Here is a 23386-nt window from a genome sequence, read left to right as displayed (position 1 = left end):
GGTCTTCCTGGCAGTCTGCATGGCAATGATCTCCATCGAGAAAGTTGGGCGCCCTTATCTTTCCAGAGCTAAGGGTGCCGGTCTCCTCCTCATGGAATCTTCACATAGGACGGCGGCATCAGCCGAACGTCATGCCCCAGCTCTTGAAGCCTGCGCCCCCAGTCGTGAGAACCTGTGCAAGCCTCCATGCCGATCAGGCATCGCGGACGCTTCTGGAAAAACGCGAGCAATTGGCTGCGGCGAAGCTGGCGACGTACGAGAACTCGACCGTTCTCGTCTACACCATGGATCTGAAAGACGCTCTTTGCGAGGTCAATACCAACTGTGGCAAGCTCGGACATGGATGGCTCCTCTCCTAGGGACGACAACATCCCAACTATGGCGCAATACGACGCCGGGAGCAGGAGCCATCCACACCATCAATCGAGCCTAGATAAGGTCGTTTTTGTCTTTCGTCGCCTTGGCACGGCGGCGTGTGCCGCTCGTGTCGTTGTCTATTAGCCGCTGTGTCTCAGTGCGCGGAGGATTGCCGATCGCCCCACCCTCGTTGTCCCACCGCTCCAGCGACTTCCGCTTGGTCGTGTCAGATGTGACGGTGATGTCGTAATCAATATCAAAACCTGCAGTGGATGCTTCGCTGGTGAGAGCGTCCAGAAGCTCGACATCCGAGATTTCCAAGTCGGGGAAAATGCGCCGTATCGCACCTAATGCCTCAGACGCCGCAAAGGGCCGGGCTTCTCTCTGGCACTCGTTGAGGAAGGCACCGATTGCGGCACGCACGTCGGGTGGGATGTCGTGTGTCGTGGACATGGGTAATCCTCCCAAACTGGCGACAAGTGGCACCTCGATAAGTGGGCTGCCGGGGGCATCACCCGATGTCTCGCCAATCGCATTCCGCGCGATGATAGCCTGACCGCCATGAGATGCGGGAGCCATCGGATCAATCGAGATAGCGGAGTTGAGCTCCTCCTCAGGTGAAGGGAGCATGTGCTCCTGCCTATGATAGGCTGTGCCTCCTTCGTTCTCCCACCGCTGGTATGATTGTGCGAAACTTCTGTGCGGCTGGACGTGCTCCGCCAGAAGTTCTCGCAATTCGGTTTCAGAACAGATGCCGCTTACAAATGCGTGGATGAGGAGGCGCGCCTGAGCTGTCTTGACGTCGGCACTGGGCTCGGGCCCGGCTTCCCGAACCGCGGCGAGCAAACGCTCGATCATCGTCATGTCGGCGGAAGTAAGAAAGGTGGAAGACATGATGTCCTCCTTTGGTCGGGGCTAGGGCACGAAGGCCACCCTCAATCGGCAGCGCCCGTAAAATGGCTGCCGACAAAAAGACCTTAGGGCATACCGCCTGCATTAGCCAGCGGTCCTTTGACGGAAGCGGCATCGCACTTCGTATTTCCTCAGCGGAGGTGGCTGACGCCGCTGCCTTCGAGCATATAGACGTTCTCAGGTTGAGTGGAACACGGCTCCATGTTCGACACGGAACATGCCGCATTACTACTTCGACACCTGCGATGGGCAGACACTGCTCCCTGACGAGATAGGCCTCGTCCTGCCAGACGCGGCTTCAGCCCGAGATGCTGCACGCCGGAGCTTAGCGGATCTTGCGCGGGAGGCAGTGGTCTCGGGTGAGCGCCACATACTCTCAATCAAGGTCAGAGATGAGGTTGGCAAGGTTCTCGCCGAGGCCAGGATGCTGGTCGAAGTCAAGATTCACCCGGAGTGGGCAGGTTTTCGCTTGGAGGCTGGCCGCTGATTGATTTTGCCTAAAGCTCAATCAGGCGCTCATGCACCTTTGTCCAGCTCTGGGAGGGCGGAAGGATGGCGTTGGCCGCGAACCGCAATAGGCTCCGACTTGGACTTCCCTTTCCTCTGCTGCAGTGGGCTGAACTGGCCACCGATACCAGTCGCGAATGATCTGGAAACACAAAATAAAACCCCTCCTCTGCCCGTTGTATGATAGGTGTATTCATAGGCCCCGAGAAATCACAACAAAAAGGAGGCTGTCATGAACTCACACATTCCTGCGCGATTTTACACGTACAATTACCTTGGCCTATTCGTTCGAGTTTCGGTAGTAGCGGCCATAGCTGTTATCGTTTATTCAACGCTTTTTGGAATTACTTGGTAGTTCGGCACCGCCGTCCAGCTTCGGTCCCATAACTCTGATGCCGCGCTCCCAAGCCGGGTGCGTTCGCGGACGAGCCATCATCGAGCTCTGCCGAAGCTCTCGACCAGCCGAAGCTGACGGCAACGGCTCTACGACGATCTATTTCGGCCCAACCCAGCCGGAGGGGTGAACGAGGCGATTGGATTCAGACCATGTGGTCGAGGTCTCAATGCCGCTGGAAGACGAAGCGGCAGAGCTGCAACTGCCGCTTCTTGAAGCCGTAGATCGACCGGCGCAGATAGCGCTCGTAGAACTCGAAAGTCCCCGGCCTGGTCACCGCCTCGATCTCTCGCTGCCGGGTGCGCAGTCGCTCTAGCCAGACCTCGAGGGTGCGGATGTAGTCGCTGCGGCAGTTCTCCATGTAGATCGGCTCGAAGGTGTCGGCCGACGCATCCAGTACGTCGGTGACATAAGGCGGATCAGTCTCTGGGAAGACGTCCTGCGCCACGATGAAGCTGGTCCTGTCGCGCGGGACATTCCCCCAGGTGATGCTCTGCAGAGAAAGGCGGCTCCCCCGGTTCAGCCAGCCATGGCACCGCTGGAAGAACCGTCGGTAGATCGCGATCTTCTCGGCCGCCGACAGGCCGGGGCGGGTGAAGTGCTCGAAGGCCCCGACTGAGACGATGCCCGAGAACGTGGCCGCCGGCCGATAGTCCTCGTAATTCTCCAGCCGGACCTCGATGCCCGGCAGGTCGAGCGCGCGCAAGAAGTTGTGCTGGTCGGTGCTCAAGGTCAGGCCCGTCGCCGTGGCGACGCCGTATTGCTCGACCGCCCGGCGCAGCAGCGAGCCCCAGCCGCAGCCGACATCGAGCAGACTGTCGCCCGGCCCGACACCGACGGCCCGCAGGTGGAAGTCGAGCTTGGCCTCCTGCGCCAGTTCCAGGCTGACCGGGGTGGCCGCGATTTGGCGCGGATCGCCCCACCGGGCGGCGCTGTAGGTCAGGCTGCGATCAAGCCACAGCCGATAGAATCCGGTGCCGACGTCGTAATGGTATGAAATGGCTTCCACCGACGCGCCGGAGGGGCGGCTTTCGAGGGCTTGCTCGCTCATTGGGTCCGGAACCTCTTGACAACGCGAAGCCATCCTCCGGCGTCCGCGGTTCTTCAATACGGCAGTTATAGCATGTGCTGGGCCTTGACCCATGCGTTAAACGCCCCACAACATTATGACCGCTCGTGGATGCTGCGTCAGAACTAAACAGTCTGATGTATCTCCAGGCTTCTTCCGCGGTGAGCACTGGACTGCTTCGCGATTGCGCTGGCGAAACGGCACGGGATCGCTTCGCCGCTGCCGGCCAAGACAGTGGGACTCTCTCGCGTGCGGAGCACTCGGAAAGGGCAAGCGCGATTGTCTTCGAACGGCTGGCCGGGCTCGTTTCGCGCTATTGCAGAACGTCACTATCCACCAAAAACGCGCTGTTGAAGCTGCTTCTAGGGCACACTGTGATTGTCGACGGCCGAATCGTCATGAGTAATCAAAAAGTCAGAAACGTCGATATGGATGCCGCTCTGGATGAGGCCGAGATACAGGCAAATGCCCTGGTCCGACGGGCCGGGCTTGAGCCACATATTACCCCTCCCGGATGGGGAATGATCCAGCGTACCTTTTGCACGCCCATTGAGTTGCCCGAAGCGCTAAGTCCAAGCACGTGATTACCAGCGGCTGCCACCTTCGTGCACTAGAGAGCGGGACATATCTTACCCATCTAACGCGACTCCTTGGCGCTTACGATATTTTTCGAGCTGTACACAATTAAGCGTACATTGCTGTAGACTATCTTGTTCCTCTGTGGAATCATCGGCCAGTCAGTCGCCGATGCACTGACCCAACGGGAGGTCTGGAAAAGATCGCTGGGAACGCCGATGTCGCTTGCGGAGCGGGGATTTGCGAATGCAACGCGCCGGCAAGCCGAAGACCGAGCCGACCGTGAGATAGCTCGCAATCAACAATAACGTGCCCTGGGAGGAGCCGATGACACGCTATCTGAAAGTTCTGTTGCTTGCCTCATGTGCAAGCTTGGCGTCGGGGGTTGCCACTGCAAATACCCTGCGCGTCGCCGAGGCGCTGGAAATGGCGTCGATGGATCCTCACGCCGCGCGCGAAGACTTTACATTGAGCCTGCTCAACAACGTCTATGAAGGGCTGGTTCGCTGGAACAGCGAACTGAAGATCGAGCCCGCTTTGGCCGAAAGCTGGGAAACCCTGTCCGACACCAAATGGCGGTTCAATCTGCGCAAGGGCGTGACCTTCCATAATGGCAACCCCTTCACGGCCGACGACGTGATCTTCTCCTTCGAACGCGCCGGCTCGCCGGGTTCGCCATTTGCCGGCCTTCTCGAGCCGGTCGCGAAGATCGACAAGATTGACGACCACACCATCGAAGTCACGCTGAAGCGCAAATACGCCATTCTGCTGAACGATTTCGCCGGCTGGTACATTCTTGATAAGGAGTTCCAGGAATCGGTCGGCGCCCAGAAACCGCTTGATTTGTCCTCCAATGCCGGCGGCGCCATGACCACTCAGGGTGTTGGCACCGGGCCGTTCAAGCTGGCTGAGCGGCAGCCTGACGTACGCACCGTTTTCGTGGCGAACGAGAGCTGGTGGGATGAGCGCAAGCACAATATCGACGAGATCGTCTATACGCCGATCTCCAATGCGGCGACCCGGGTGGCGGCCCTGCTTTCCGGCGAGGTGGATTTCATCCGCAACGTGCCGTCGCAGGACATCGCGCGCATAGACTCCACGCCCGGTATGAAGGTCATGCGGGCGCCGCATCTTCGCAACATCTTCTTCGGCATGGACCAGCAGAGTAAGGTGCTGCCGGGCAGCGGCGTGGAAGCCAATCCTCTGGCTGACGTGCGGGTGCGCAAAGCCATCTATCAGGCAATCGACATCGAGGGCATCAAGCGCAGCATCATGCGCGGCAACAGCCGCCCCACGGCCGTGCCGCTCGCGCCGGAACTGCCTTACTATGACGCAAGCCTTGACGAGCGCTTTCCATACGATCCCGAGGCTTCCAAGGCGCTGCTGGCCGAGGCAGGCTATGCCGACGGTTTCACTTTGCCGATGGATTGCCCGGCCGGTTCCTTCATCAATGATGAGCGCATCTGTCAGGCGGTTGTCGGCATGCTGGCCAAGGTCGGCATCAAGGCGCAGCTCACGATGCACACAACCGTGCAAATGGATACCGAGCTGCCGCAAGGGAAATATTCATTTTATCTCCTTGGCTGGGCGGGCCTACCGACCATCGACGCCTACAACATCATGTCGGCGACCTTCCACACTCCGTCGGGCGATCTTGGCGCCTGGAATCCGAAGGGCTACTCCAACCCCAAGGTCGACGATCTGATCGAGCAGATCGGCGAAGAGTACGACACGGTCAAGCGTCAGGCGCTCATCTCGGAGGCGGTGAAGATCCATCGTGACGAGGTCGGCAAGATCATGCTGCACCAGCAGTTTCTAACCTGGGGCATGAGCGACAAGGTCAATGCCATCGTGCCTGCCGATGAATACATGCGCTTCTGGTACTACACGATGAACTGACCATTGCAGTGGGGCGGGCGTCTGCCTGCCCCTTGCATTGTCCGGAGCCCGCGATGATCTCCTTGCTCGCCACCCGTCTTACCAGCGTCGTCCTCGTCATGCTGGTGGTTTCGGCGCTGTCGTTCTGCATCTTCAACTTCCTTGGCGACCCGGTGAACAACATATTGGGCGTCAACGCGACGCTAGAACAGCGGGAGGCATTGCGCGTGGCGCTGGGGCTCGACCAACCGACGCTGGTGCAGTTCTGGCGGTTTGTCGAACGCGCTGTCGTCGGCGATTTCGGCATTTCTTATCGCAACCGCCAGCCCGTGCTGGATATCATCTTGCAGCGATTGCCGGCTACGCTCGAGCTTGTCTTTGCAGCCACGCTGACGGCACTGGCCGTCGGTATTCCGATGGGCGTCTACACCGCGTTGCGGCCGCGCGGTCTCGTCAGTCGTGTCGTGCAGATGGTTTCCCTGGTCGGCATATCGATGCCCCAATTCCTCATCGGCATGCTGCTCATCCTGATCTTTTCGGTCGAACTGCGCTGGCTGTCGGCTTTCGGACGGGGCCAAACAGTCCAGCTTGGCTGGTGGTCGACCGGTCTGTTGACGACCAGCGGGTTGAAAGCACTGATCATGCCGACAATCACGCTTGCGGTGTTTCAGATCTCGATGATCATGCGGTTAGTCCGTGGCGAGATGCTGGAGGTGCTGCGCACTGACTTCATCAAATTCGCGCGTGCCAGGGGCCTGTCGGACAGGGCCGTCTATCTCACCCATGCGCTGCGCAATAGTCTGCTACCGGTCATCACCATCATGGGACTGCAGATCGGTTCGCTGATCGCTTTCGCCATTGTCGTTGAGGCGGTGTTCCAGTGGCCGGGCATGGGGCTGCTGATCCTCCAGGCGATCGAGTTTGCCGACTTCCCTGTGATGGCCGCCTATCTCGCGCTCGTGGGGTTCAGTTTCGTCATGATCAACCTGATCGTTGATCTGATCTACCTCGTCGTTGATCCAAGGCTGCGGGTGAAATGAGCGAACTTATCTTGAAGATACGACAACTGGGCAGCAGCGATCTGGCATGGCGATTCAGGTCGTCGCCGCCGGTGATCTTCGCCACGGCCGTGCTGGCGCTTCTGGTGTTGTGCGCTGCCGGCGCCAATCTGATCGCGCCGCACAATCCGTTTGACCCGGCAACGCTCGACATCATGGATGCGCGTATTCCGCCGGCTTGGGCTGACGGCGGCACCACGAAATATCTGCTTGGGACCGACGAGCAAGGTCGCGACGTGCTCTCGTCGATTCTCTACGGCATGCGCATCTCGATCCTGGTCGGCATGGCCGCGGTGCTGTTTTCGCTCACCATGGGCGTGACCCTTGGTTTGATCGCCGGCTATTTCGGCGGCTGGATAGACACGATCATCATGCGTCTCGGGGACGTGCAGTTGAGTTTCCCCACTATCATGATCGCCTTCTTCATCGACGGCATTGCCAAAATACTGATGCCGATCGATATGCGCGAGGAGATGCGCTTCTACGTGGTGATCCTCGCTATTGGCGTGGCCGATTGGGTGCAGTTCGCCAGGACGGTGCGGGCATCGACGATGATCGAGCGCCGCAAGGACTATGTAGCGGCGGCACGCATCAGTAAGGTCGGCAGCCTGCGCATTGTCGCTTCCCACATCCTTCCCAACACGATCGGACCGGTTCTGGTGTTGGCCACGCTGGGGCTTGGCGTCGCCATCCTGACCGAAGCGATCCTGTCCTTCCTTGGGCTCGGCATGCCGCCCTCGCAACCGTCGCTCGGCACGCTGATCAGGGCCGGCAACGACCTTCTGCTGTCAGGGGAATGGTGGATTTCGCTGTTTCCGGGTGCGGCGCTGGTACTGCTGGTGCTGTCCGTGAACATCGTCGGCGACTGGCTTCGCGACGTTCTCAATCCCCGTTTGCGCTGATCCCGACGGAGCATCATATGAGCGATCTTCTTTTGACCAATGTTCGACCCGACGCGAAGGCCGCTGGTGACATTCTGATCGAGAACGGCCGCATCGCGGCGATCGGCCCCGCCCTTAGGGCCAGGGCGGGGACTAAGGTCATCGACGGCGGCAATGCTATTGCCATCGCGCCCTTTGTCGAACCGCATGTTCATTTGGACAAAATTCTGTGGGGTCTGCCCTGGCACAGCATCAACGTGCCGGCGTCGCTGCGCGCCATGATCGACAATGAGGTGAACATCCGCAAGGAACTGCCCTGGTCGGTCGCCGAACGCGCCGGCAATTTGATGCGCCAATGTGTGTCGATGGGTTCGACCCATATCCGCAGCCATGTCGACATTTCCACCCACTACAAGCTCGACAATTTGCATGGCGTGCTGGAAGCGTGGGAAAAGACAAAGCACGCCGTCGATCTCGAACTGGTGGCCTTCCCGCAAACGGGCATGATGATTGATCCCGGCACCGCGGAACTGATGGAAGCGGCACTCGATGAAGGTGCCTCGATCATAGGGGGTCTCGATCCTGCGAATATCGATGGCGACCCCAAGGGCCATCTCGACACGATCTTCGATATCGCCAGCCGCAAGGGCGCCAAGATCGACATCCATCTCCATGAATTCGGCGAACTTGGCCTTTTTGAGCTTGGCCTAATCGTCGATCGCGCCAAGGCGCTCGGCATGCAAAACCGCGTCATCGTCAGCCATGCCTTCTGTCTTGGAGACGGGCCGCGAGAAAGGGTTCGGCGAATGACTGATCTCATGGCGGAAGCCGGCATCGGCATCATTTCAGCGGTGCCGGGCGAGATACCGTTCCCGCCGATGTTCGAGCTTGCCGCACGCGGCGTGCGCTGCGCCATTGCGTCGGACTCGCTTCGCGACACCTGGAACCCGCATGGCAATGGCGACATGCTGGACCGCTGTTGGTTGCTCGCCTACCGTACCAATTGCCGCACTGACGAGGAACTGATCGCCGCGCTCGACATGGGTACTCGCCGGGGCGCCGAACTGCTCGATCTGAACGATCTGGGATTGAGGCCCGGCGGCGAGGGAAGCCTGGTTCTCATCGAGGGCGAGAACCTCCCGCAGATCGTCGTCGATCGGCCCAGACGCGCACTGGTGATCAAGAGAGGCCGCGTGGTCGCGCGCGACGGCCGCTGGGTCGATGGAGACGCGTGATGGAAGCGGTCGCCGAAAGATCCCTGCTCAAGGTTGCCAATCTCGGCAAGACTTTCGACGTTTCAGCGCCGTTTCTGCAACGCGTGGCCACCGGAGCAGGTCGCAAGATCGTCAAGGCGGTGGATGGCGTCAGTTTCGCGATAGAGCGGGGCACGACCTTCTCCATCGTGGGAGAGTCCGGCTGCGGCAAGTCCACCGTTACACGCCTTGTCGCCGGCTTGGAACGGCCGACCGCCGGCTCTGTTGAGTTCTTGAAACCGGAAGGCGGACAGATCCGCTTGCAGATGGTGTTCCAAGACCCGATCGGCAGCCTTAATCCGCGCTGGCGCATCGGCCGCAGCATTGCCGAACCGATGGGAACTGGCCTTTCGCGGCAAGAGCAGAAAAAGCGTATCGAGGAACTGCTTCTGACGGTCGGTCTCGGGCCGGAGGACAAGAACAAATATCCGCACGAGTTCTCGGGCGGACAGCGGCAGCGCATTTCCATCGCTCGTGCCCTTGCCGCCGACGCGGAACTCCTCTTGCTCGACGAGCCCACCTCGGCCCTCGACGTCTCTGTGCAGGCGCAGGTGCTGAACTTGTTGAAAGACCTCCAGCAGCGTCTCGGTTTGACCTATCTGTTCATCAGCCACAATCTGTCGGTGGTTCGATTTCTCACCGATCGGATCGGCGTGATGTATTTGGGCCGTTTGGTTGAAGAGGGACCGGGCCAGACGATTTTCGATGCGCCTCAGCACCCCTATACGCGGCTGCTGCTGGAAACCATACCCGATATCGAAAACCCAAACCGGGGCCGCGCACCTCTAGCAGGCGATTTGCCGAGTCCGCTCGATCCGCCCTCGGGTTGCGCGTTCCATCCGCGCTGTCCGCTGGCGATGGAAATCTGCGCCAAGACGCGTCCCGAAATGAAGCCGGTGGCAAACGGCGCGAACGTCGCCTGCCACGCGGTGAATTGAAAAACGCATAGAACAAGGCGGTTGCTTGGGCATTGCGGGTAAACGTGTCGATCGCTGTGGCAGCATCGCTTGCAGCAATTGCCGCTAGTTATGCGGTTAGGTTTAGATCGTGAGGTTCGGCGAGCACGGACTATAGGCAGCGGCCATTCCAAAGGCTGGCCCATACCGGCTCAGCTTTGCGTCCTCTACTTTTCAGCGCCGACCACGGCGAACCATGCGCCCTGGGGGTCCTGCGCCACCGCAATATAGGCGGGGCCGGGCACCTCGATCGGGCCGTGGTGGACCTTGCCCCCGGCCGACTTGATGACCTCCACAATCTTGGTCACCGCGCCGTCGACTCCGAAATACGGCAACCATGCCGGCATTGGCGCGCCGCCGAGGCCCATCACTGCCCCGATGTCGACGCCCTTATAGCGGAACAGCTGGTAGGTGCCCATGTCGCCCATATCCATCGCCTCGCCCTTCGTCCAGCCGAACAGCCCGGAGTAGAAGGCGAAGCCGGCCTGCGGATCGGTCGACATCAACTCGTTCCAATTGCCGTGACCGGCTTTCTTCTGGTTGAACGCGCCGCCTTCCTCGGCCTTGGCGCGGTCGGCTTCACTCATCTGGCTCATGTCGGGTTGCAGCAGGCCAAAGACCGCGCCCTGCGGATCGGCGACCACGGCAAAGCGGCCAGTGCCGGGAATGTCGTCGGGCTCCTTGTAGACCTTACCGCCCGCCGCCTTGATGTCGGCGGCGGTCTTGTCGCAATTGTCGACGGCGAAATAGATCAGCCAGTTCGGCGGCGGGTTTCCCTGCTGGCCGGCATTGGACATCATCCCGGCCACCATATCGCCATCGGACTTTGCCAAGTGATATTCGAATCCCTCCATGCCGCTGTCCGCGACCTGCCAGTTGAGAATCCTGCCATAGAAGTCGCCGGCGGCTTTCAGATCGCTGGTGCCCAGCTCGTACCAGCACGGGTTGCCATGATAGCTCATGTCGTTTCTCTCCTCTGTGGTTTCCGGTTCAGGCGGATGCGCCGCGTCGCGCGCGATCGGCAGCCTGCCAGTGAGCCATATGATCGGCCATGGCTTTCCTGAATGCTGGCCGGGCGGTGGCGCGGTCCACATAGTCTGTCAACGCCGGATAGTTGTTCAACTGATCCCAGGATTGCGGGATGCGCAGCACGTCGACCATCATGATGTCGGCCGCAGTGAAAGTGCCTGCAATCCAGTTGCGATCCGTCATCAGCTTCTCCAGCGCGTCCAGCTTGCCATTCATGTTCTGGCGCGCGTGTTCGATTGCTTCGGGCGTTGAAGGGGAGCCAAAGACATCAGGCATCCGCTCGGCCATCGTCATCTCCATCCAGACGCTGCTGGTTATCTCTACGGAATTGAGTGCGGCGATGAGCCATTGTATCACCTCTGCACGGCGATGTGCCGGCAGCAATGGCGTCCCATCAGACAAATGGAGCAGTATCGCGCCGCTTTCAAATAGCGTCAGCTCGCCATCCCTGATCATCGGCACCTGCCCGAACGGCTGCATGCCGCGATGTTCGTCGCTTTTCGGGCTGAGCGGGACCGTGGCGACCTCGTACGGCCGCCCGATCTCCTCAAGTGCCCAACGGACGCGAAGATCGCGCACGAAACCGCGGGGAAACTCGGGCAGCCAGTCGAATGTGTAGACGATGAGGCTCATCAGCTTTTGGCCGAGTCGAAGATCGGTTCGAACCCGCCCCACATCATGCGCATGCCGTCGAAAGGCATTTCGGGGAATTCCTGCCCCTCCATGCTCGCTTCCATCGCCTTGGCCGCGGCGTCGCAGGTCGCCCGGTCGGGCCATGCCGTCCAGCTGAACATCGGCACTTCGCCGTCCTCGGCCTTGGTGGCACGATAGAAATCGGTTTGCTTTCCGTGCGGCACGTCGACACCCCAAGCCTCAACCGTGCCGAGGCAGCCATTGGGTTTGAACGCGTCTTCCCATGCGTCCGCAGCCATCTTGACGTAGGCTGCCTTGTTCCTTTCCGGCACCGCCAGCGCGAAACCCTGCACATAACCCGCGCCCCTGTCGGTGCCTTTCGCGAAGATCGGCTCGAAGCCTCCGAAGATCATGCGGCTGCCGTCGAACGGCATTTGCAGCGTTTCCTTAATGGCCGGATCATTCTGCATCTTTTGCCAGGCGGCATCGGCGGTCGTCTTGTCGGGCCATTCGATCCACGAATAGACGACGGTTTCATCGTCTTTGGCGTTCACCGCGCCATAAAGATCGGTGACCTTTCCCCTTTGTACGTCGACGCCCCAGCTCTCAACCATGCGGGTCGCGCCATAGCTCTGCAGCAGCAGCCAGGTGGCGTTCACGTGTTCGATGTATTTCTGCTTGTTTGCCGTCGGGACGGCTGCGACGGAGCCGGTATAGTAGGTCATGTTCACGTCTCCTCTCGGTCAGACGAAAGCGCCCACCCAACTGCAGCATGCCGCTTGAAGTATGAAAAAGCAACTGGTAGTATCAAAATATGAGTGAACGCGGCGAAACTTCGCGCATCCGCTATGACGAAGGGTGTCTTGCCGCCCATGCGCTGAGCCTGATCGGCGACCGCTGGGCGCTGCTGCTGGTCCGCGAGCTGATGTTCGCGCCCAAACGGTTCCAAATGATCCGCACCGGCCTGCCGGGCATCACTGCCAGCGTGCTGATCGGTCGGCTGACGCAGTTGCAGGAGGCCGGCATCCTCGTGCATGACGAGCGTCTCGGCGTCTATTCCCTCACCGATGCCGGACGAGGGCTGCTGCCGGTGCTGGAGGCGCTGTGCCGGTGGGCGCTGACCGTGCCGGGGCATGATCCCTCGCGCTTCATTAGTCCCTCCGCTCTGATGATCTCGATGGGTGTGAACCTGGTGGGCGAGCGGGCAAGCGGGCGCACAGCGCTGGCAGGCTTCGCCTTCGGCAGGGAAGCCTTCGAGATGCGGCTGGCCGGTGGCCGCCTGTCAACCGCGTCGGTTGCCAAGCTCGACACCCCCTTCGTCCTGTCCGGCAATGGCAATGCGATGGCGGCGGCGGTCTACGGCACGGCGCCGCTGCCTTTGCTGATCGCCAAGGGCTTCATCGGGGCGCAAGGGGATGTTTCGGCAGCGCAGGATTTTGTCGACATGTTCAGGCTGGAACCGCAGCCTTGACCACCGCGCCTGCCAAAGCCTTGCCCCTAAAAAGTAACTGTATTTTTCACCCCTTCGGGTAAGGCTGGAAAATCATCGTGGAGTGTATATGACCGATCAGGATTCTCCGTCCGCACGGATCAACGCGAAGCTCGCGAGCCTTGGCGACTGGCGCGGCGAGGTGCTGGCGCGAATGCGCGAACTGATCCGTGAGGCTGATCCCGAAGTGGTCGAGGCAGTGAAATGGGCCAAGCCCACGAACCCCTCAGGCGTACCAACCTGGGAACACGCCGGGATCATCTGCACGGGTGAGATCTACAAGGCCTACGTCAAGCTCACTTTCGCGCAGGGCGCGGCTCTCAAGGATCCCGCAGGGTTGTTCAACGCGGGCTTCGGCGGCGGCACGCGCCGGGCGATCGACATCCGCGAGGGCGAAACGGTCGACGCCGCCGCGTTCAAGGCGCTGATCCAGGAGGCCGTGACGCTCAACGTCGCGACGCAAAGGTCCAAGGGGTCCTAGAGGATCGATGCAGCACCGCCCCTTCGACATCCGTCGTCTCTGTCCCTCCGACCTTTCACTTGTCCGGCAGTTGAACGCACTGTTCGGCGACGTCTTCGACGACCCTGACACATATGGCGCCGCGCCGCCCGAAGAAGCCTGGCTGACGGGCCTGCTCGCCAAGGAGCATGTGGTGGTTCTTGTGGCGCTGTCAGGCAGGAAGGTTCTGGGCGGGCTCGTCGCTTACGAACTTGACAAGTTCGAGAGGGCGCGCCGCGAGCTTTACATCTACGACCTCGCCGTCACCGCCGACCATCGGCGCCGGGCATCGCGACCGCGCTTATCGAACACCTTCGAACCATCGCCGCGGAGCCTGCGGAACGCATTGCCTTGACCCGTCGCGGAAGTAGAAGCCCATATGCCGCATGATCGTGCCCTCGCGGCACCGCAGGTCGGCCATGGCATCTTCCGGGTTGCGGCGCGTGCTGATCGCGTATGCGGTCGGGCACGTCGTGCCGTGAGTGAGGTCGATGACCAGTGTGAGGACGCCGTCCCGGGATGTTGAAACGCTGGTGAACTCCAGCCGTAAGATTGGCCCGTCTGGCTGCCATTCTTCGTGATGCTCGTCGAATTCGGGCGCTTGTCCCAGAGCAGCGAGCCCCAGCCGAGAATGGCAATGCGCGGTTGGTTTCTGGCCTTAGACATGCGCGGCTGCTGCGATTGAATCGGCGATGAGTCGGGTGCGGTGGCTGAGGGCCGCCATCGTCGACGCGACAAGTTGCTCGGGGAAATCCTTCGGCAGCGCCGCGATAACCGCCTCTGCCTGCCGTTCGGCGTTCGCTGCGATATCTTCAAAGATCGCCTTCATCGCCGGGGTACCGACACCGGCGATGTCCGCCGTTTGCAGGAAATGGCAGGGCACGATGTCATGGATGGCGTAGTGACGGTTCTTTCCGACCGACATGGCGAGTTTGAATTTCTTGCGCGGGATTTGGCCTTCGTCGAGGCTCGGCTGTGCGGCAAGCACATCGTAGAGCGGCGTCATACGGAAGCGCCCGCCCGGGCTGAGGAAAATGCTGAAATTCTTTGCATGGCCGTCGGTCGCGCCCAGCAGCCAGAATATGATGATCGCGCGCATGAACGTCGTGATGTCAGCTTCGGGCGTGTCGCTGCCCTTCAGCAGATTGATGATCTCCCGCATGCCGGGGCCGCCGTCGGACTGGTATTTTTTAGTCGGCGGGATCGACAGGGCCTGGCAAATATCCTCCTGCGGAAGCCGCAGCAGTCGGTCATCCCTCGTCCACAGACGGTCGAAGCGTTCAATAATTAGGGTGCGGCGCTCGCCGAAATCCGCGATTTCGACGGGCGGGGTGGGGATGCCGAAACTGTGCAGCAGTCTCAGGCAGAAATACTCGTTCTCGACACTGTTAGAGAGATCGATGCCGTTGGGCAGTTGGCCGATCTGCGGCTTGAGGATGTGGGTAGTGGCGGTGGTGCCTGTGGGTTTGAACCACTGGCCGTCTTTGCGCAGCAGAGCGGTCTTCTCTTGCGCCCCGGCAATCGAGATTCGGAAATCTTCGTCTTCGCCCATGCCAAGCGGCGCGGCGGCGAGATTCTTGATGATGTCGGCGACCTCGTCGTCGCTGACGGGCTTGCCGTCGGTGTCACCGGCGGCGCCGGGATCAATGCCGTCGGGCAGGAATTGCAGGGCGCCCACGCAGTCGTGACCAAGCGCGGTTAGGAGGCTGAAGGCGTCTGTGCCGTCAGCGCCGACGCGTTCGGCAACACGCTTGCGGATAGGATCGCTGTCAGGCAGCAGGTTGTCGAAGACGTTGATGACCGGAGTTCCAATATAGCGGTCCTCCCGCAGAGGCAGGGACAGCGACACCGGGAATGTGCTGCGCCAGTCCAGCCAGTCGCGCCCGTATTGAAAATCGATCGCGCCTGTGGCCTCGCGGCGCAGAACGCCGACATGGCGGCTGTTCAGGAAAACGTTAAGGGGAACGTGGGCCCCCTTCCTTGCCATCAGAACAGGTCCTCGATGTCGGTGGGGCCGCCTTGGCTGCGCGGGCGGACAACCAGTTCGAGGTTCAGGGCCGAGAGGGCTTCCATCAGGGTGCGCAGCTGGACAGCGGGCTCCCCGGCTTCGAGGCGTGAGACTGTGCCCTGCCGCAGGTGGATTTGTTCGCCGAGCGCACCCTGGCTCAGCCGCGCCTGTTTGCGGGCGCGGCGCAGGATTGCGCCAAGTTGTTTTTCTGTGCGGGCGATCTGTTCGGTCATGGAGCCTCCGTGGACAAATATACGCGATTGCGTATATCATGTCAATATACGGGTTTGCGTATGAAGCTAAAATATACGCATTAGCGTATTAAATGCGATTATACGCGATTGCGTATTGAGCACTTAACGATTCAGTTGCACGAACTGGCATGAGATGACGGCGGCGCTGGATGAGTCGGCCGAAAGAGACGCTACATCTACGACTGACGGCACTTCGCGCAATGCTGCGAACGTAAAACACCTTTTGTCGAAGCCGTTCAGCCGCGCGAGAAATGCGAATTCCTTCTCACGCTGCTCGTAGGTGTGGCCGAGAAGGTTCAGCCGATCGATCACCAGGGGGAGGGGTTTCGACAGGCCTTCTTTATACTCGACCAGCGGCTTCCATTTTGTCTCACCCTCAAAATCCGTCCCATCCTCCTCTCCCGCGTAGTAGTAAGCACGTCGGTGACGCCCCGCTCCCCTTGGAAGAGCGCGGAATGGTCGCGGAAGCCTTGGTTCTTCCCCCAGTCAATTTCTAACCGGCCGACGGCCAGATGAATCATCGATCCCATGACGCATTTTACCTAGGGACGGCCCAATTCCGAAGCGGAGAAAATCATTCCTGCAGGCGGGACCGGGAAAAAAGTGCGGAATAGCAAATACATACGAGTTCCCAGTTTCATCCTCTCGGGTGCGCCCGACGAGAAGAAAATGAGAACGACTGTGTCATTGTGGCCGTAGCGTAATTTCTTCACGACCAGTGACGTACAAGGAGCCCGGCATCTCTTCCTCTGCGTTAGCGCAGAGGAGCATCCACTGTTCGGGCTGGATGAACCGACATGGCGGCAAAATGATCCACCCATCATCGTCGCCGATCGCAACGAAATCACCGATAGCCACGCACAAAGCGGTTAGCGCGCAGACGAATGCTGCCCGGTCGTCATGATTTACAATGGTGTTCAGATCGTGGGCAAGCTGCCGACCGGGAAGGCAGTACTCGAAAAACGAGTGCAGGACGTCCGTAGCTGAAAGGTGCTGAAAGAATGTGTCGGATCTGTCGCCTCTGCGGGCCGCGACGCGCGCCGGCTCCGGAAGCATCATGCCAAGAAAGGAACTAGGAAACGCCTCAACCAGTGCCTTCCGGTCAATCGGCACGCCATGCCGGGCGTCGAGCACGCCTGAACAGGCGGCCACATGGCGGACGCACTCATTGGCATGATAGTTCAGCAGCCTGCCTACCGGCGTGCTGGATTGACCGGGCTTGCCAATCAAAGGACGAAAGCGGCGCGTCAGCATCCGCTCTGTTGTCCGATAACGGCCGACGATATCGAAGCCCCGCCGAAGGGGACCGTCGAAAGCCGCTGCGCTTATCGACCGGCAGCGGCAACGTGCGCGATTGCCGTCTCACGTTCCGGTTCCACAGCGCGGAACCGCATGATTTCCCACGAGATGGTCAAGACGGACCAGTCCAGCCGGCATATTGCGCTTGATCTCCGCGTGGGCGAACATCCAACATCAATGCCGATGACCGAACCCTCCTTCAGATCGATTCCCCCTTTACCCGCCAACGCTGCCGACCTCCTTTCCGTGCTCCGCCAGACGCGCCAAAGCCTGCACGCCATGGGGCGTGCTATCGACAGCGATGACGGCACCGCGACACCTAGGGAGCCCTCCGCTCGATTCTTGTCTTTGGAGCCGGAGAGGTTGCACCCATGGCGTTCGGACTGATTCTGGATCTAACGAACCCGGGAGTCACCCCCCAAACTGGGGCTTGGCATTCGCCTGTTGGGCGTTAGGGGCTTCCAGCACGCTTTTCGCGTTGCTCCTGCCAAACGAGGAAGCACGCCCGAAGGATCTACAAGCCGCCCGACACTCTGAGTACGGTTGCGGTCACGTAGGAGGCTTCGTCTGAAAGGAGCCACAGCACAGCCGAGGCGATTTCGGTCGGGCTTCCGATCCTCCCCATGGGCACGCGGGAGGCGACCCGAGCGGGGCGATCAGGCTCGCCTGCCGCTGCATGAATGTCCGTATATACCGTGCCTGGGGCAACGGCATTGATCCGTATTCCCTTCGCTGCCACTTCCTTCCCGAGGCCTATCGTCATCGCCTCAATCGCTGCCTTGGTGGCGGCATAGTGCACATATTCATTGGGAGCGCCGAGCGTCGATGCGACCGACGAAATGTTGACCATCCGTCCCGGAATGCCTGAACTCTCCCAGCGTCGGATCGCTTCTTGCGCGAGCAGCATTGGGCCCATCAGGTTAGTGTCAACGGTCTGCCGCAGCGTGTCGATCGTAGTGTCCCTAAATTGCCCGATCGGCCCCGTCACGCCGGCGTTGTTGACCAGCATCGTCGCCGTGCCGAATTGGTCTTCTGCGAAGTCGAAGAGGCGACGAGCGAAATCCACATCGGCGACGTCCCCCTGTAGAGCTCGCACGTGACCGCCGGCTTCTGTAGATTGACTGGCCAGAGCAGCTGCGGCTTCGGTGTCTTGGAGGAAGCTGAAACAAACGGGAATTCCCTTGTTTGCGGCCAAGCGCACAACAGCCGCGCCAATGCCACGGCCGCCGCCCGTCACAAGCAGGCAGTGTCCAATTTTGCTAGCAGCTCCCATCTGTCTCTTCCTCCGAACCAGTTCGTATCATTTATCTAGCGATACGAAGAGTACCATTCGTGAGGCAAGAGTCTACTCAGACGACTTCACCTGACGGACTTTGATTGAGATCGGTCAGTATCCTAAGAGCACGCTCCAGACTCGATCTTTGGGGTGGAGCCATCAGGCATAGCCTAACGCCTCCCGCCTTCTCGCCTCCGACCGACGTAGCATCGGGAGGTGTCACCCGAACACCCCGCTCGAGTGCGCGCCGCGCCAACTTCTCGGCAGATGCAGTTGCCATTGGAAGCCAGATGTGTGGTGATCCGTGCGGCATCGGCAGGTCGCTCAGACCAAGCAGCTTACTCGCGAGCGAAACTCTCTGTCGTGCCTCCGCCAAGAGGACGTCCCGAGCTTTCAGATGGACGTCCCCTTCGATGAGGGCGCGCGCCGTCTCGACGTCGATTGGAGATGCTCCCCATGTCTCCGCCCGAATGCGACTTGCCAAGGCAGCCCGGCGCCGGAGCGGAGGGATCAACACACCGACGCGTGCAAGTGGCGTCAGGCATTTGGACAAGCCGTTGAGATAATAGACCCGCTCCGGATCCATCTCATAAAAGGTCTTCCCCTTAGACTGGGTGTAAATGCTGTATATGTCATCTTCGATGATGAATGCGTCGTTGCGGCGGCAAACTTCCAGAACTTCCCTCCGCCTGGGTTCAGACATCTCGAATCCGAAGGGATTCTGGCAGACTGGCGTTAGGTAAATCGCCTTGCAACCGGTGTCCTTGAGCATCTTTTGCAGGTCGGCCGGACGCATGCCCTCGCCGTCGTGATCCACCGCCTTCAACTGGATGCCGAGGTTGTTCGCAGCCGCGATTGCGCCGGAGAACGTCGCGGCCTCCGTCGCGATGAGCTTCGTCACGCCTACGAGGTCAGCCATGGCCAGATGAATGGCATGCTGACCTCCTACAGTGATCAGCATCTCACCAGGATCGGCTTCGAGCCTGGTGGCCGCGAGCCATCCCGCCATGGCGTCGCGTTGATCACGGCCGCCGCCTGGTTCGGGATAGCCGCCGTTCGGCACGCTGCTCAATCGCCCGGCAGCAAGGGTCATTGCCGATCGAAAGGTCGTGTCGTCGATAACCGGCAACGGCGCATTGAAATTCAAATCAATGAGTTGATCGTCGGTCTCTACGGGCAGATTGACAAAAGTACCGCGGCCCGTCTCCCCTCTGAGGATGCCTCGGCTTTCCAGAAAACCGATGGCCTTGGTTACCGTGCCGATCGCGACATTGGCGCTCCGAGCTATCTCCCGATGAGTGGGAAGACGATCTCCACGACCGTACCGCCCCGAAGCGATTAATTGTTCGATAGCCTCGGCAAGCCTTTCATGTAGCGGTGCGCTTCCGTGCGGCAGGGAAAGCTGAACCGTATCGGGCTTACCCACACCGACCTCCAGTGAACATTCCTAAATTGTATCACGGCATAGGATCTTATCGCCTTGCTGTCCAGTTTCCGTCTCCATCGTCTCGCGCACACGGAGCCCACATGAAGTGAACGTTACCCCTTCGATCCGATTCCCATCGGGATCGCGCACGAACGCTGCGAAATAAGCGGGGCTATATTCTGTTCCTAGCCCAACAGCGCCGTCACTACGGCCGCCTGTGGCGAGGGCTGCCGCATGGAAGGATTGTACTGCTTGCGCGGTGTCGGACCGAAGGGCGACATGCATGCCGCTGTCCAAATCATATCCCGCATTTGCCTCTCGGGTGATCAGCCCCCGCAAATCCGAGCGAAGCCAATACGCAATCATAGAACAACATTGCCCTTCGAAAGTCGGACACTGACAGAGACATGATCAATCATGCGCTGTCGCGGCGTTTTTGAGGTTGAGATACGACTTTCAGACTTGGCATCTAACAAACGGTAGGACGCATCGTCCTGGCCTGAATAGCCTTCACGACCGCGGCCATATCCTCATGGCCGAAGCCTAGCCTAACGGTCTCGTCGTAAAGGTCGTGGCTGACGTCGAGGAGCGGAGAGGCCATGTTCGCCGCTCTAGCCGCCTCGGCGACCAATCGGCTGTTCTTCAGCACGTCGGTGATTGCCGCCTGTACCTCGAAATCTTCAGCGAACAGCTTTTGGAGCTTCGCTTTGGAAACCGGACTCGCCATCGGCCCGGCGTTCAACACATTCACGAACTTCGAGAGGTCCAGTCCGTGATGTTCGGCGAAGTGGAAGGCTTCCGCCAGCCCGGTGACCATAGTGATGAGGAACAGGTTCACCGCAAGCTTCATGAGCAGCGCCGATGGAACGGCACCGCAGATCACTGTTTGCCGACACATAGGCGAGAGGAGCGGCCGAACCTCGGCCACCGCCCCGCTATCCCCCGCCAGCATGGCGACGAGTTCGCCGGCTTCTGCAGGCTTTCTCGAGCCGGATACAGGAGCCTCGACATAAAGCCCACCAGCATCGCAAATCTCCGCTTCCAAATTGCGCGAGTAATCGGCTGAATTCGTACCCATGCTGACGATGATGCGGTCCGATACGTTTCGGTTGAAGCCCGGTCCGCCGCGGTCCAAGACAAGGTCGGTCGCAGCACTGTCGACCATCATCAAAATAATAATCCTTGCGCGGGCAAACACCTCTTCGGCTGTCCGGGCAATGTGCGCCCCAGCCTCGCGGAGCGGTTCACACTTCGCGGGGGACCGGTTCCAAACGACAAGCGGGTCCCCGGCCCGCGCAAGGTTCAGGGCCATCGGCTGGCCCATCACGCCCAAACCTATGAATCCGATGCTCATTACGATCTCCTTCGCGGGGTGCCGGTGTCTCTCGCGGGTCTCAATAGGGCGTTCCGTTCTTGCGTCGAAACTGCCAGGTGCCATCAGCACGGACAGCAATCAGATCATCAAAGGGATAGCTCACCTCATCGCCTTCCCTGCGGTCGCCGATTTCGAGATAGCTAACAGGCACCTTGGAGCGGTTTTCCAAGTGGTGGGACGTTCCACCAGCCTTGAACCCCGCGCACATACCAGGCCGCAGCAATACCTCTTGATTGCCCGAAACGAGAACAACTTCTCCTTCGAGAACATAGACAAACTCGTCCTGTCTGCTGTGGACGTGCTGGAGAGCAGATACTGCCCCGGGATCAAGGGTGGTCAGGTTGACACCAAAGTTGACGAGCCCGAAAACGCCGCCAAGCTGCCGCTTGACACGTCCATTCATTCTCACAGCGAACTCGGCTGGATAGTTGGATAGCTTCGCCCGCGGCGCCACGTCATGAGCATTGATTGCAATCGTGTCCGTCATGGTCTCCGTGGATTTCACCATAGCAGCAATCTGCAATACATTTCTTGAACTGTCTATCTGTTTGTATCATTTGTATCGAGATCCATCGAGGAGATGGGGACAGGCCGCAGAACGTTGCCTTCGGAGATTGAGGATGTCATTGAACCAAACGGTGCGGACTGAGATGGATCGTGCAGTGCTTTGTTGGCTGGCCACGGTGTCAGCCGATGGCACTCCGAATCTATCGCCGAAGGAGATCTTCGCGCCCTACGCCAACGACGCCGTCGTGATCGCCGATATCGCGTCGCCGATCAGCGTGACCAACGTGCAGTCGAAGCCAAAGGTCTGCGTTAGTTTCGTTGACGTCTTCCGTCAGCGCGGTTTCAAGCTCGAGGGCGAAGCCAAGGTTGTTGACCGCGAGCATTGCCCGATCCAAGTGGGCCAGCGTTCCCGGTCGAGGCGCGTTCGGTCAGCGCCGTGCCGACAACCAGGTTCCGCTTCTCCCGCTCTCATTGTGGCAAGCACCAACGATCCGTACGGCACGCTTGGCTATTCGAGGTCGCGCCAAACAATGGGAAACTGGTCACGCGACGGTCGGTGCCCTAGGCCACATCAAGCGGGGCCCGGTAAAGGTTCAAAGACATTGAATTGACGTTGGTGATATTATGTTGATATGATAAGTACAAAAAGCCGGAACTTGAACGATATTGTATCACTGAAAGGCTTTTCGCATGTCGACGCAAGCAACACGATCAGAGAATGCCGGACCGAGCTATGCACTGTGAACGTCCCATCCAGATCATTTGCGAAGATGGCGTGAAACTCGGTGGCCACCTCTGGTTGGCAGAGCGCAAGAAGCAGTATGGCCGCGTCATCCTCAATCCGGCAACAGGCGTCCTTGCACGTTACTATCATCGGTATGCGCTCTTTCTCGCTGAGCACGGGTTCGATGTCCTAACGTACGATTATCGCGGTATCGGTGCCTCTCGCCCTTCCTCATTATGGAGATGTGGTTATCGATGGAGCGACTGGGGCGAGTATGATTTTGATGCCGCTGTTCGGCTGATGTGTGAAAAGGATCGCGGCGGCCCCTTGCTCGTCGTCGGGCACAGCATCGGCGGCTTTCTTCCGGGGCTGGCCGAGAGCGCGACGAAAGTCGATCGCATGCTTACAGTTGGCGCGCAGTATGCCTGGTGGCTCGACTACGCGCCGAAGCGTCGTGCGGCGCTCTTCCTGAAATGGCACGTCGCGATGCCGTTTGCGACGGCCATCTGCGGCTACTTCCCCGGCAGACGTCTTGGATGGCTTGAGGACCTACCGGCAGGAGTCGCGAACGAATGGAGCTTCCGGCGCTCGCGTATGGAACTGAGCTATCCTCGTGGTCGGCGCCACGAGGTCCTGGCCAAGTTCGAGGCGGTCACGGCGCCCATTCTGGCAGTCACCGCGTTTGACGACGAGTACGCAACGCTACGGGCTGTTCGCCGCGGGCTCGGCTACTACCGAAATGCTCCCAGCATGGTCGTCGAACTTGGCCGCGAGCGATTTGGTGGGAATGCGTCCGGGCATTTCGGCCTCTTCAACTCCGGGCACAAGACTGGATTCTGGTCTGATACGACCCTGTGGCTTCGGGACGGCATCAACCCGTGGACCGGTTACCCACGGAGCGGAGAAGCAATCGAGCGGAAGAACCGCTCGTGCAGGCCTTCTCAGACTTCTCGCGGGGGTGAGGTTGCGACGGAGCGCCCGCGCGCGAATGGGCTGGCTTAGCCGAAGGGGGGCACATGACAGAAC

At 59.9% G+C, this 23386-nt stretch carries 25 protein-coding genes and 1 pseudogene; 12 read left to right on the top strand and 14 right to left on the bottom strand.

The genetic code is table 11. The annotated features are described in order from the left end of the window. Nucleotides 1–98 precede the first annotated feature (98 nt). Nucleotides 99–341: pseudogene (locus ACLKMW_RS23105) on the bottom strand (IS110 family transposase); the annotation flags it as partial. Between the two features lie 88 nt (nt 342–429). Beyond that, entirely contained in the window at nt 430–810 is a 381-nt protein-coding gene (locus tag ACLKMW_RS23100) for a hypothetical protein (RefSeq protein ID WP_415726886.1), read from the bottom strand. Between the two features lie 676 nt (nt 811–1486). Here ACLKMW_RS23100 and ACLKMW_RS23095 point away from each other — a divergent pair. After that, on the top strand, nt 1487–1756 hold the full coding sequence (locus tag ACLKMW_RS23095) for a DUF6894 family protein (protein WP_415726879.1): 270 nt from the start codon (nt 1487–1489) through the stop codon (nt 1754–1756). Between the two features lie 580 nt (nt 1757–2336). On the opposite strand, the gene ACLKMW_RS23090 is transcribed toward ACLKMW_RS23095, so the two are convergent. Next, on the bottom strand, nt 2337–3221 hold the full coding sequence (locus ACLKMW_RS23090) for a class I SAM-dependent methyltransferase (RefSeq protein ID WP_415726878.1): 885 nt from the start codon (nt 3219–3221) through the stop codon (nt 2337–2339). A gap of 155 nt (nt 3222–3376) precedes the next feature. On the opposite strand from ACLKMW_RS23090, the gene ACLKMW_RS23085 reads away from it, so the two are divergent. The 6 genes from ACLKMW_RS23085 to ACLKMW_RS23060 all read left to right on the top strand — a co-directional run bounded on the left by ACLKMW_RS23085 (nt 3377) and on the right by ACLKMW_RS23060 (nt 9823). Next, a complete protein-coding gene (locus tag ACLKMW_RS23085) occupies nt 3377–3823 on the top strand; it encodes a hypothetical protein (RefSeq protein ID WP_415726877.1) in 447 nt (148 codons plus the stop codon). Between the two features lie 319 nt (nt 3824–4142). Next, entirely contained in the window at nt 4143–5714 is a 1572-nt protein-coding gene (locus tag ACLKMW_RS23080) for an ABC transporter substrate-binding protein (RefSeq protein WP_415726876.1), read from the top strand. Between the two features lie 53 nt (nt 5715–5767). Then, the gene (locus ACLKMW_RS23075; protein ID WP_415726875.1) at nt 5768–6733 is read left to right on the top strand and encodes an ABC transporter permease; all 966 of its coding nucleotides are present in this window, start codon (nt 5768–5770) and stop codon (nt 6731–6733) included. After that, nucleotides 6730–7653, top strand: coding sequence for an ABC transporter permease (locus tag ACLKMW_RS23070; protein WP_415726874.1), 924 nt, complete (start codon nt 6730–6732; stop codon nt 7651–7653). Before ACLKMW_RS23075 ends, ACLKMW_RS23070 begins: the two co-directional genes overlap by 4 nt. Nucleotides 7654–7670: 17 nt before the next feature. Beyond that, nucleotides 7671–8867, top strand: coding sequence for an amidohydrolase family protein (locus ACLKMW_RS23065; protein WP_415726873.1), 1197 nt, complete (start codon nt 7671–7673; stop codon nt 8865–8867). Then, the gene (locus ACLKMW_RS23060) at nt 8864–9823 is read left to right on the top strand and encodes an ABC transporter ATP-binding protein (RefSeq protein WP_415726872.1); all 960 of its coding nucleotides are present in this window, start codon (nt 8864–8866) and stop codon (nt 9821–9823) included. Before ACLKMW_RS23065 ends, ACLKMW_RS23060 begins: the two co-directional genes overlap by 4 nt. A gap of 185 nt (nt 9824–10008) precedes the next feature. Here the strand turns inward: ACLKMW_RS23060 and ACLKMW_RS23055 are convergent, their stop codons facing one another. From ACLKMW_RS23055 to ACLKMW_RS23045, 3 genes are read right to left on the bottom strand one after another with little or no spacing between them, the layout of a single operon-like run. Next, entirely contained in the window at nt 10009–10803 is a 795-nt protein-coding gene (locus ACLKMW_RS23055) for a VOC family protein (protein WP_415726871.1), read from the bottom strand. Nucleotides 10804–10831: 28 nt separating this feature from the next. After that, nucleotides 10832–11503: a glutathione S-transferase family protein gene (locus ACLKMW_RS23050; protein ID WP_415726870.1), complete on the bottom strand. Its 672-nt coding sequence runs from the start codon at nt 11501–11503 to the stop codon at nt 10832–10834. After that, nucleotides 11503–12228 (bottom strand): DUF1428 domain-containing protein, encoded by a 726-nt coding sequence (locus ACLKMW_RS23045; RefSeq protein WP_415726869.1) that lies wholly within the window; start codon nt 12226–12228, stop codon nt 11503–11505. The genes ACLKMW_RS23050 and ACLKMW_RS23045 overlap by 1 nt, the downstream gene beginning before the upstream one ends. A gap of 89 nt (nt 12229–12317) precedes the next feature. Between ACLKMW_RS23045 and ACLKMW_RS23040 the strand changes: the two genes are divergently transcribed. The 3 genes from ACLKMW_RS23040 (at nt 12318) to ACLKMW_RS23030 (ending at nt 13846) form a co-directional block, all read left to right on the top strand. Continuing rightward, the gene (locus tag ACLKMW_RS23040; RefSeq protein ID WP_415726868.1) at nt 12318–12974 is read left to right on the top strand and encodes a winged helix-turn-helix transcriptional regulator; all 657 of its coding nucleotides are present in this window, start codon (nt 12318–12320) and stop codon (nt 12972–12974) included. 88 nt (nt 12975–13062) lie between these two features. Then, nucleotides 13063–13473 carry a DUF1801 domain-containing protein gene (locus ACLKMW_RS23035; RefSeq protein WP_415726867.1) on the top strand — a complete coding sequence of 137 codons (411 nt, stop codon included), beginning with the start codon at nt 13063–13065 and terminating at the stop codon, nt 13471–13473. 7 nt (nt 13474–13480) lie between these two features. Further along, nucleotides 13481–13846, top strand: coding sequence for a hypothetical protein (locus tag ACLKMW_RS23030; RefSeq protein ID WP_415726866.1), 366 nt, complete (start codon nt 13481–13483; stop codon nt 13844–13846). Between the two features lie 303 nt (nt 13847–14149). On the opposite strand, the gene ACLKMW_RS23025 is transcribed toward ACLKMW_RS23030, so the two are convergent. The 8 genes from ACLKMW_RS23025 to ACLKMW_RS22990 all read right to left on the bottom strand — a co-directional run bounded on the left by ACLKMW_RS23025 (nt 14150) and on the right by ACLKMW_RS22990 (nt 21616). Beyond that, nucleotides 14150–15478 carry a type II toxin-antitoxin system HipA family toxin gene (locus ACLKMW_RS23025; protein WP_415726865.1) on the bottom strand — a complete coding sequence of 443 codons (1329 nt, stop codon included), beginning with the start codon at nt 15476–15478 and terminating at the stop codon, nt 14150–14152. After that, on the bottom strand, nt 15478–15732 hold the full coding sequence (locus tag ACLKMW_RS23020; RefSeq protein WP_415726863.1) for a helix-turn-helix domain-containing protein: 255 nt from the start codon (nt 15730–15732) through the stop codon (nt 15478–15480). Before ACLKMW_RS23020 ends, ACLKMW_RS23025 begins: the two co-directional genes overlap by 1 nt. 329 nt (nt 15733–16061) lie before the next feature. Further along, the gene (locus ACLKMW_RS23015) at nt 16062–16274 is read right to left on the bottom strand and encodes a hypothetical protein (protein WP_415726885.1); all 213 of its coding nucleotides are present in this window, start codon (nt 16272–16274) and stop codon (nt 16062–16064) included. A 163-nt stretch (nt 16275–16437) separates the two neighbouring features. After that, nucleotides 16438–17007, bottom strand: coding sequence for a hypothetical protein (locus ACLKMW_RS23010; protein WP_415726862.1), 570 nt, complete (start codon nt 17005–17007; stop codon nt 16438–16440). A 559-nt stretch (nt 17008–17566) separates the two neighbouring features. Continuing rightward, a complete protein-coding gene (locus ACLKMW_RS23005) occupies nt 17567–18325 on the bottom strand; it encodes an SDR family oxidoreductase (RefSeq protein WP_415726861.1) in 759 nt (252 codons plus the stop codon). Nucleotides 18326–18401: 76 nt separating this feature from the next. Beyond that, a complete protein-coding gene (locus ACLKMW_RS23000) occupies nt 18402–19754 on the bottom strand; it encodes an aminotransferase-like domain-containing protein (RefSeq protein ID WP_415726860.1) in 1353 nt (450 codons plus the stop codon). Nucleotides 19755–20223: 469 nt separating this feature from the next. Next, on the bottom strand, nt 20224–21108 hold the full coding sequence (locus tag ACLKMW_RS22995; protein ID WP_415726883.1) for an NAD(P)-dependent oxidoreductase: 885 nt from the start codon (nt 21106–21108) through the stop codon (nt 20224–20226). A gap of 40 nt (nt 21109–21148) precedes the next feature. Next, on the bottom strand, nt 21149–21616 hold the full coding sequence (locus ACLKMW_RS22990) for a cupin domain-containing protein (RefSeq protein ID WP_415726859.1): 468 nt from the start codon (nt 21614–21616) through the stop codon (nt 21149–21151). Here ACLKMW_RS22990 and ACLKMW_RS22985 point away from each other — a divergent pair. Both ACLKMW_RS22985 and ACLKMW_RS22980 read left to right on the top strand, forming a co-directional pair. After that, entirely contained in the window at nt 21615–22247 is a 633-nt protein-coding gene (locus ACLKMW_RS22985) for a pyridoxamine 5'-phosphate oxidase family protein (protein ID WP_415726882.1), read from the top strand. The two genes, ACLKMW_RS22990 and ACLKMW_RS22985, sit on opposite strands and share 2 nt — an antisense overlap. A gap of 122 nt (nt 22248–22369) precedes the next feature. After that, complete coding sequence (locus tag ACLKMW_RS22980; RefSeq protein ID WP_415726858.1) at nt 22370–23362, top strand: alpha/beta hydrolase family protein; 993 nt, start codon at nt 22370–22372, stop codon at nt 23360–23362. The last annotated feature ends 24 nt before the right edge of the window (nt 23363–23386 follow it).

The sequence above is a fragment of the Borborobacter xinjiangensis genome (assembly GCF_047739745.1).
Classification (GTDB): domain Bacteria; phylum Pseudomonadota; class Alphaproteobacteria; order Rhizobiales; family Rhizobiaceae; genus Pseudaminobacter.
The sequence above is the reverse complement of the archived record's forward strand: the minus strand, read 5'-3'. Positions and strand labels throughout refer to the sequence as shown.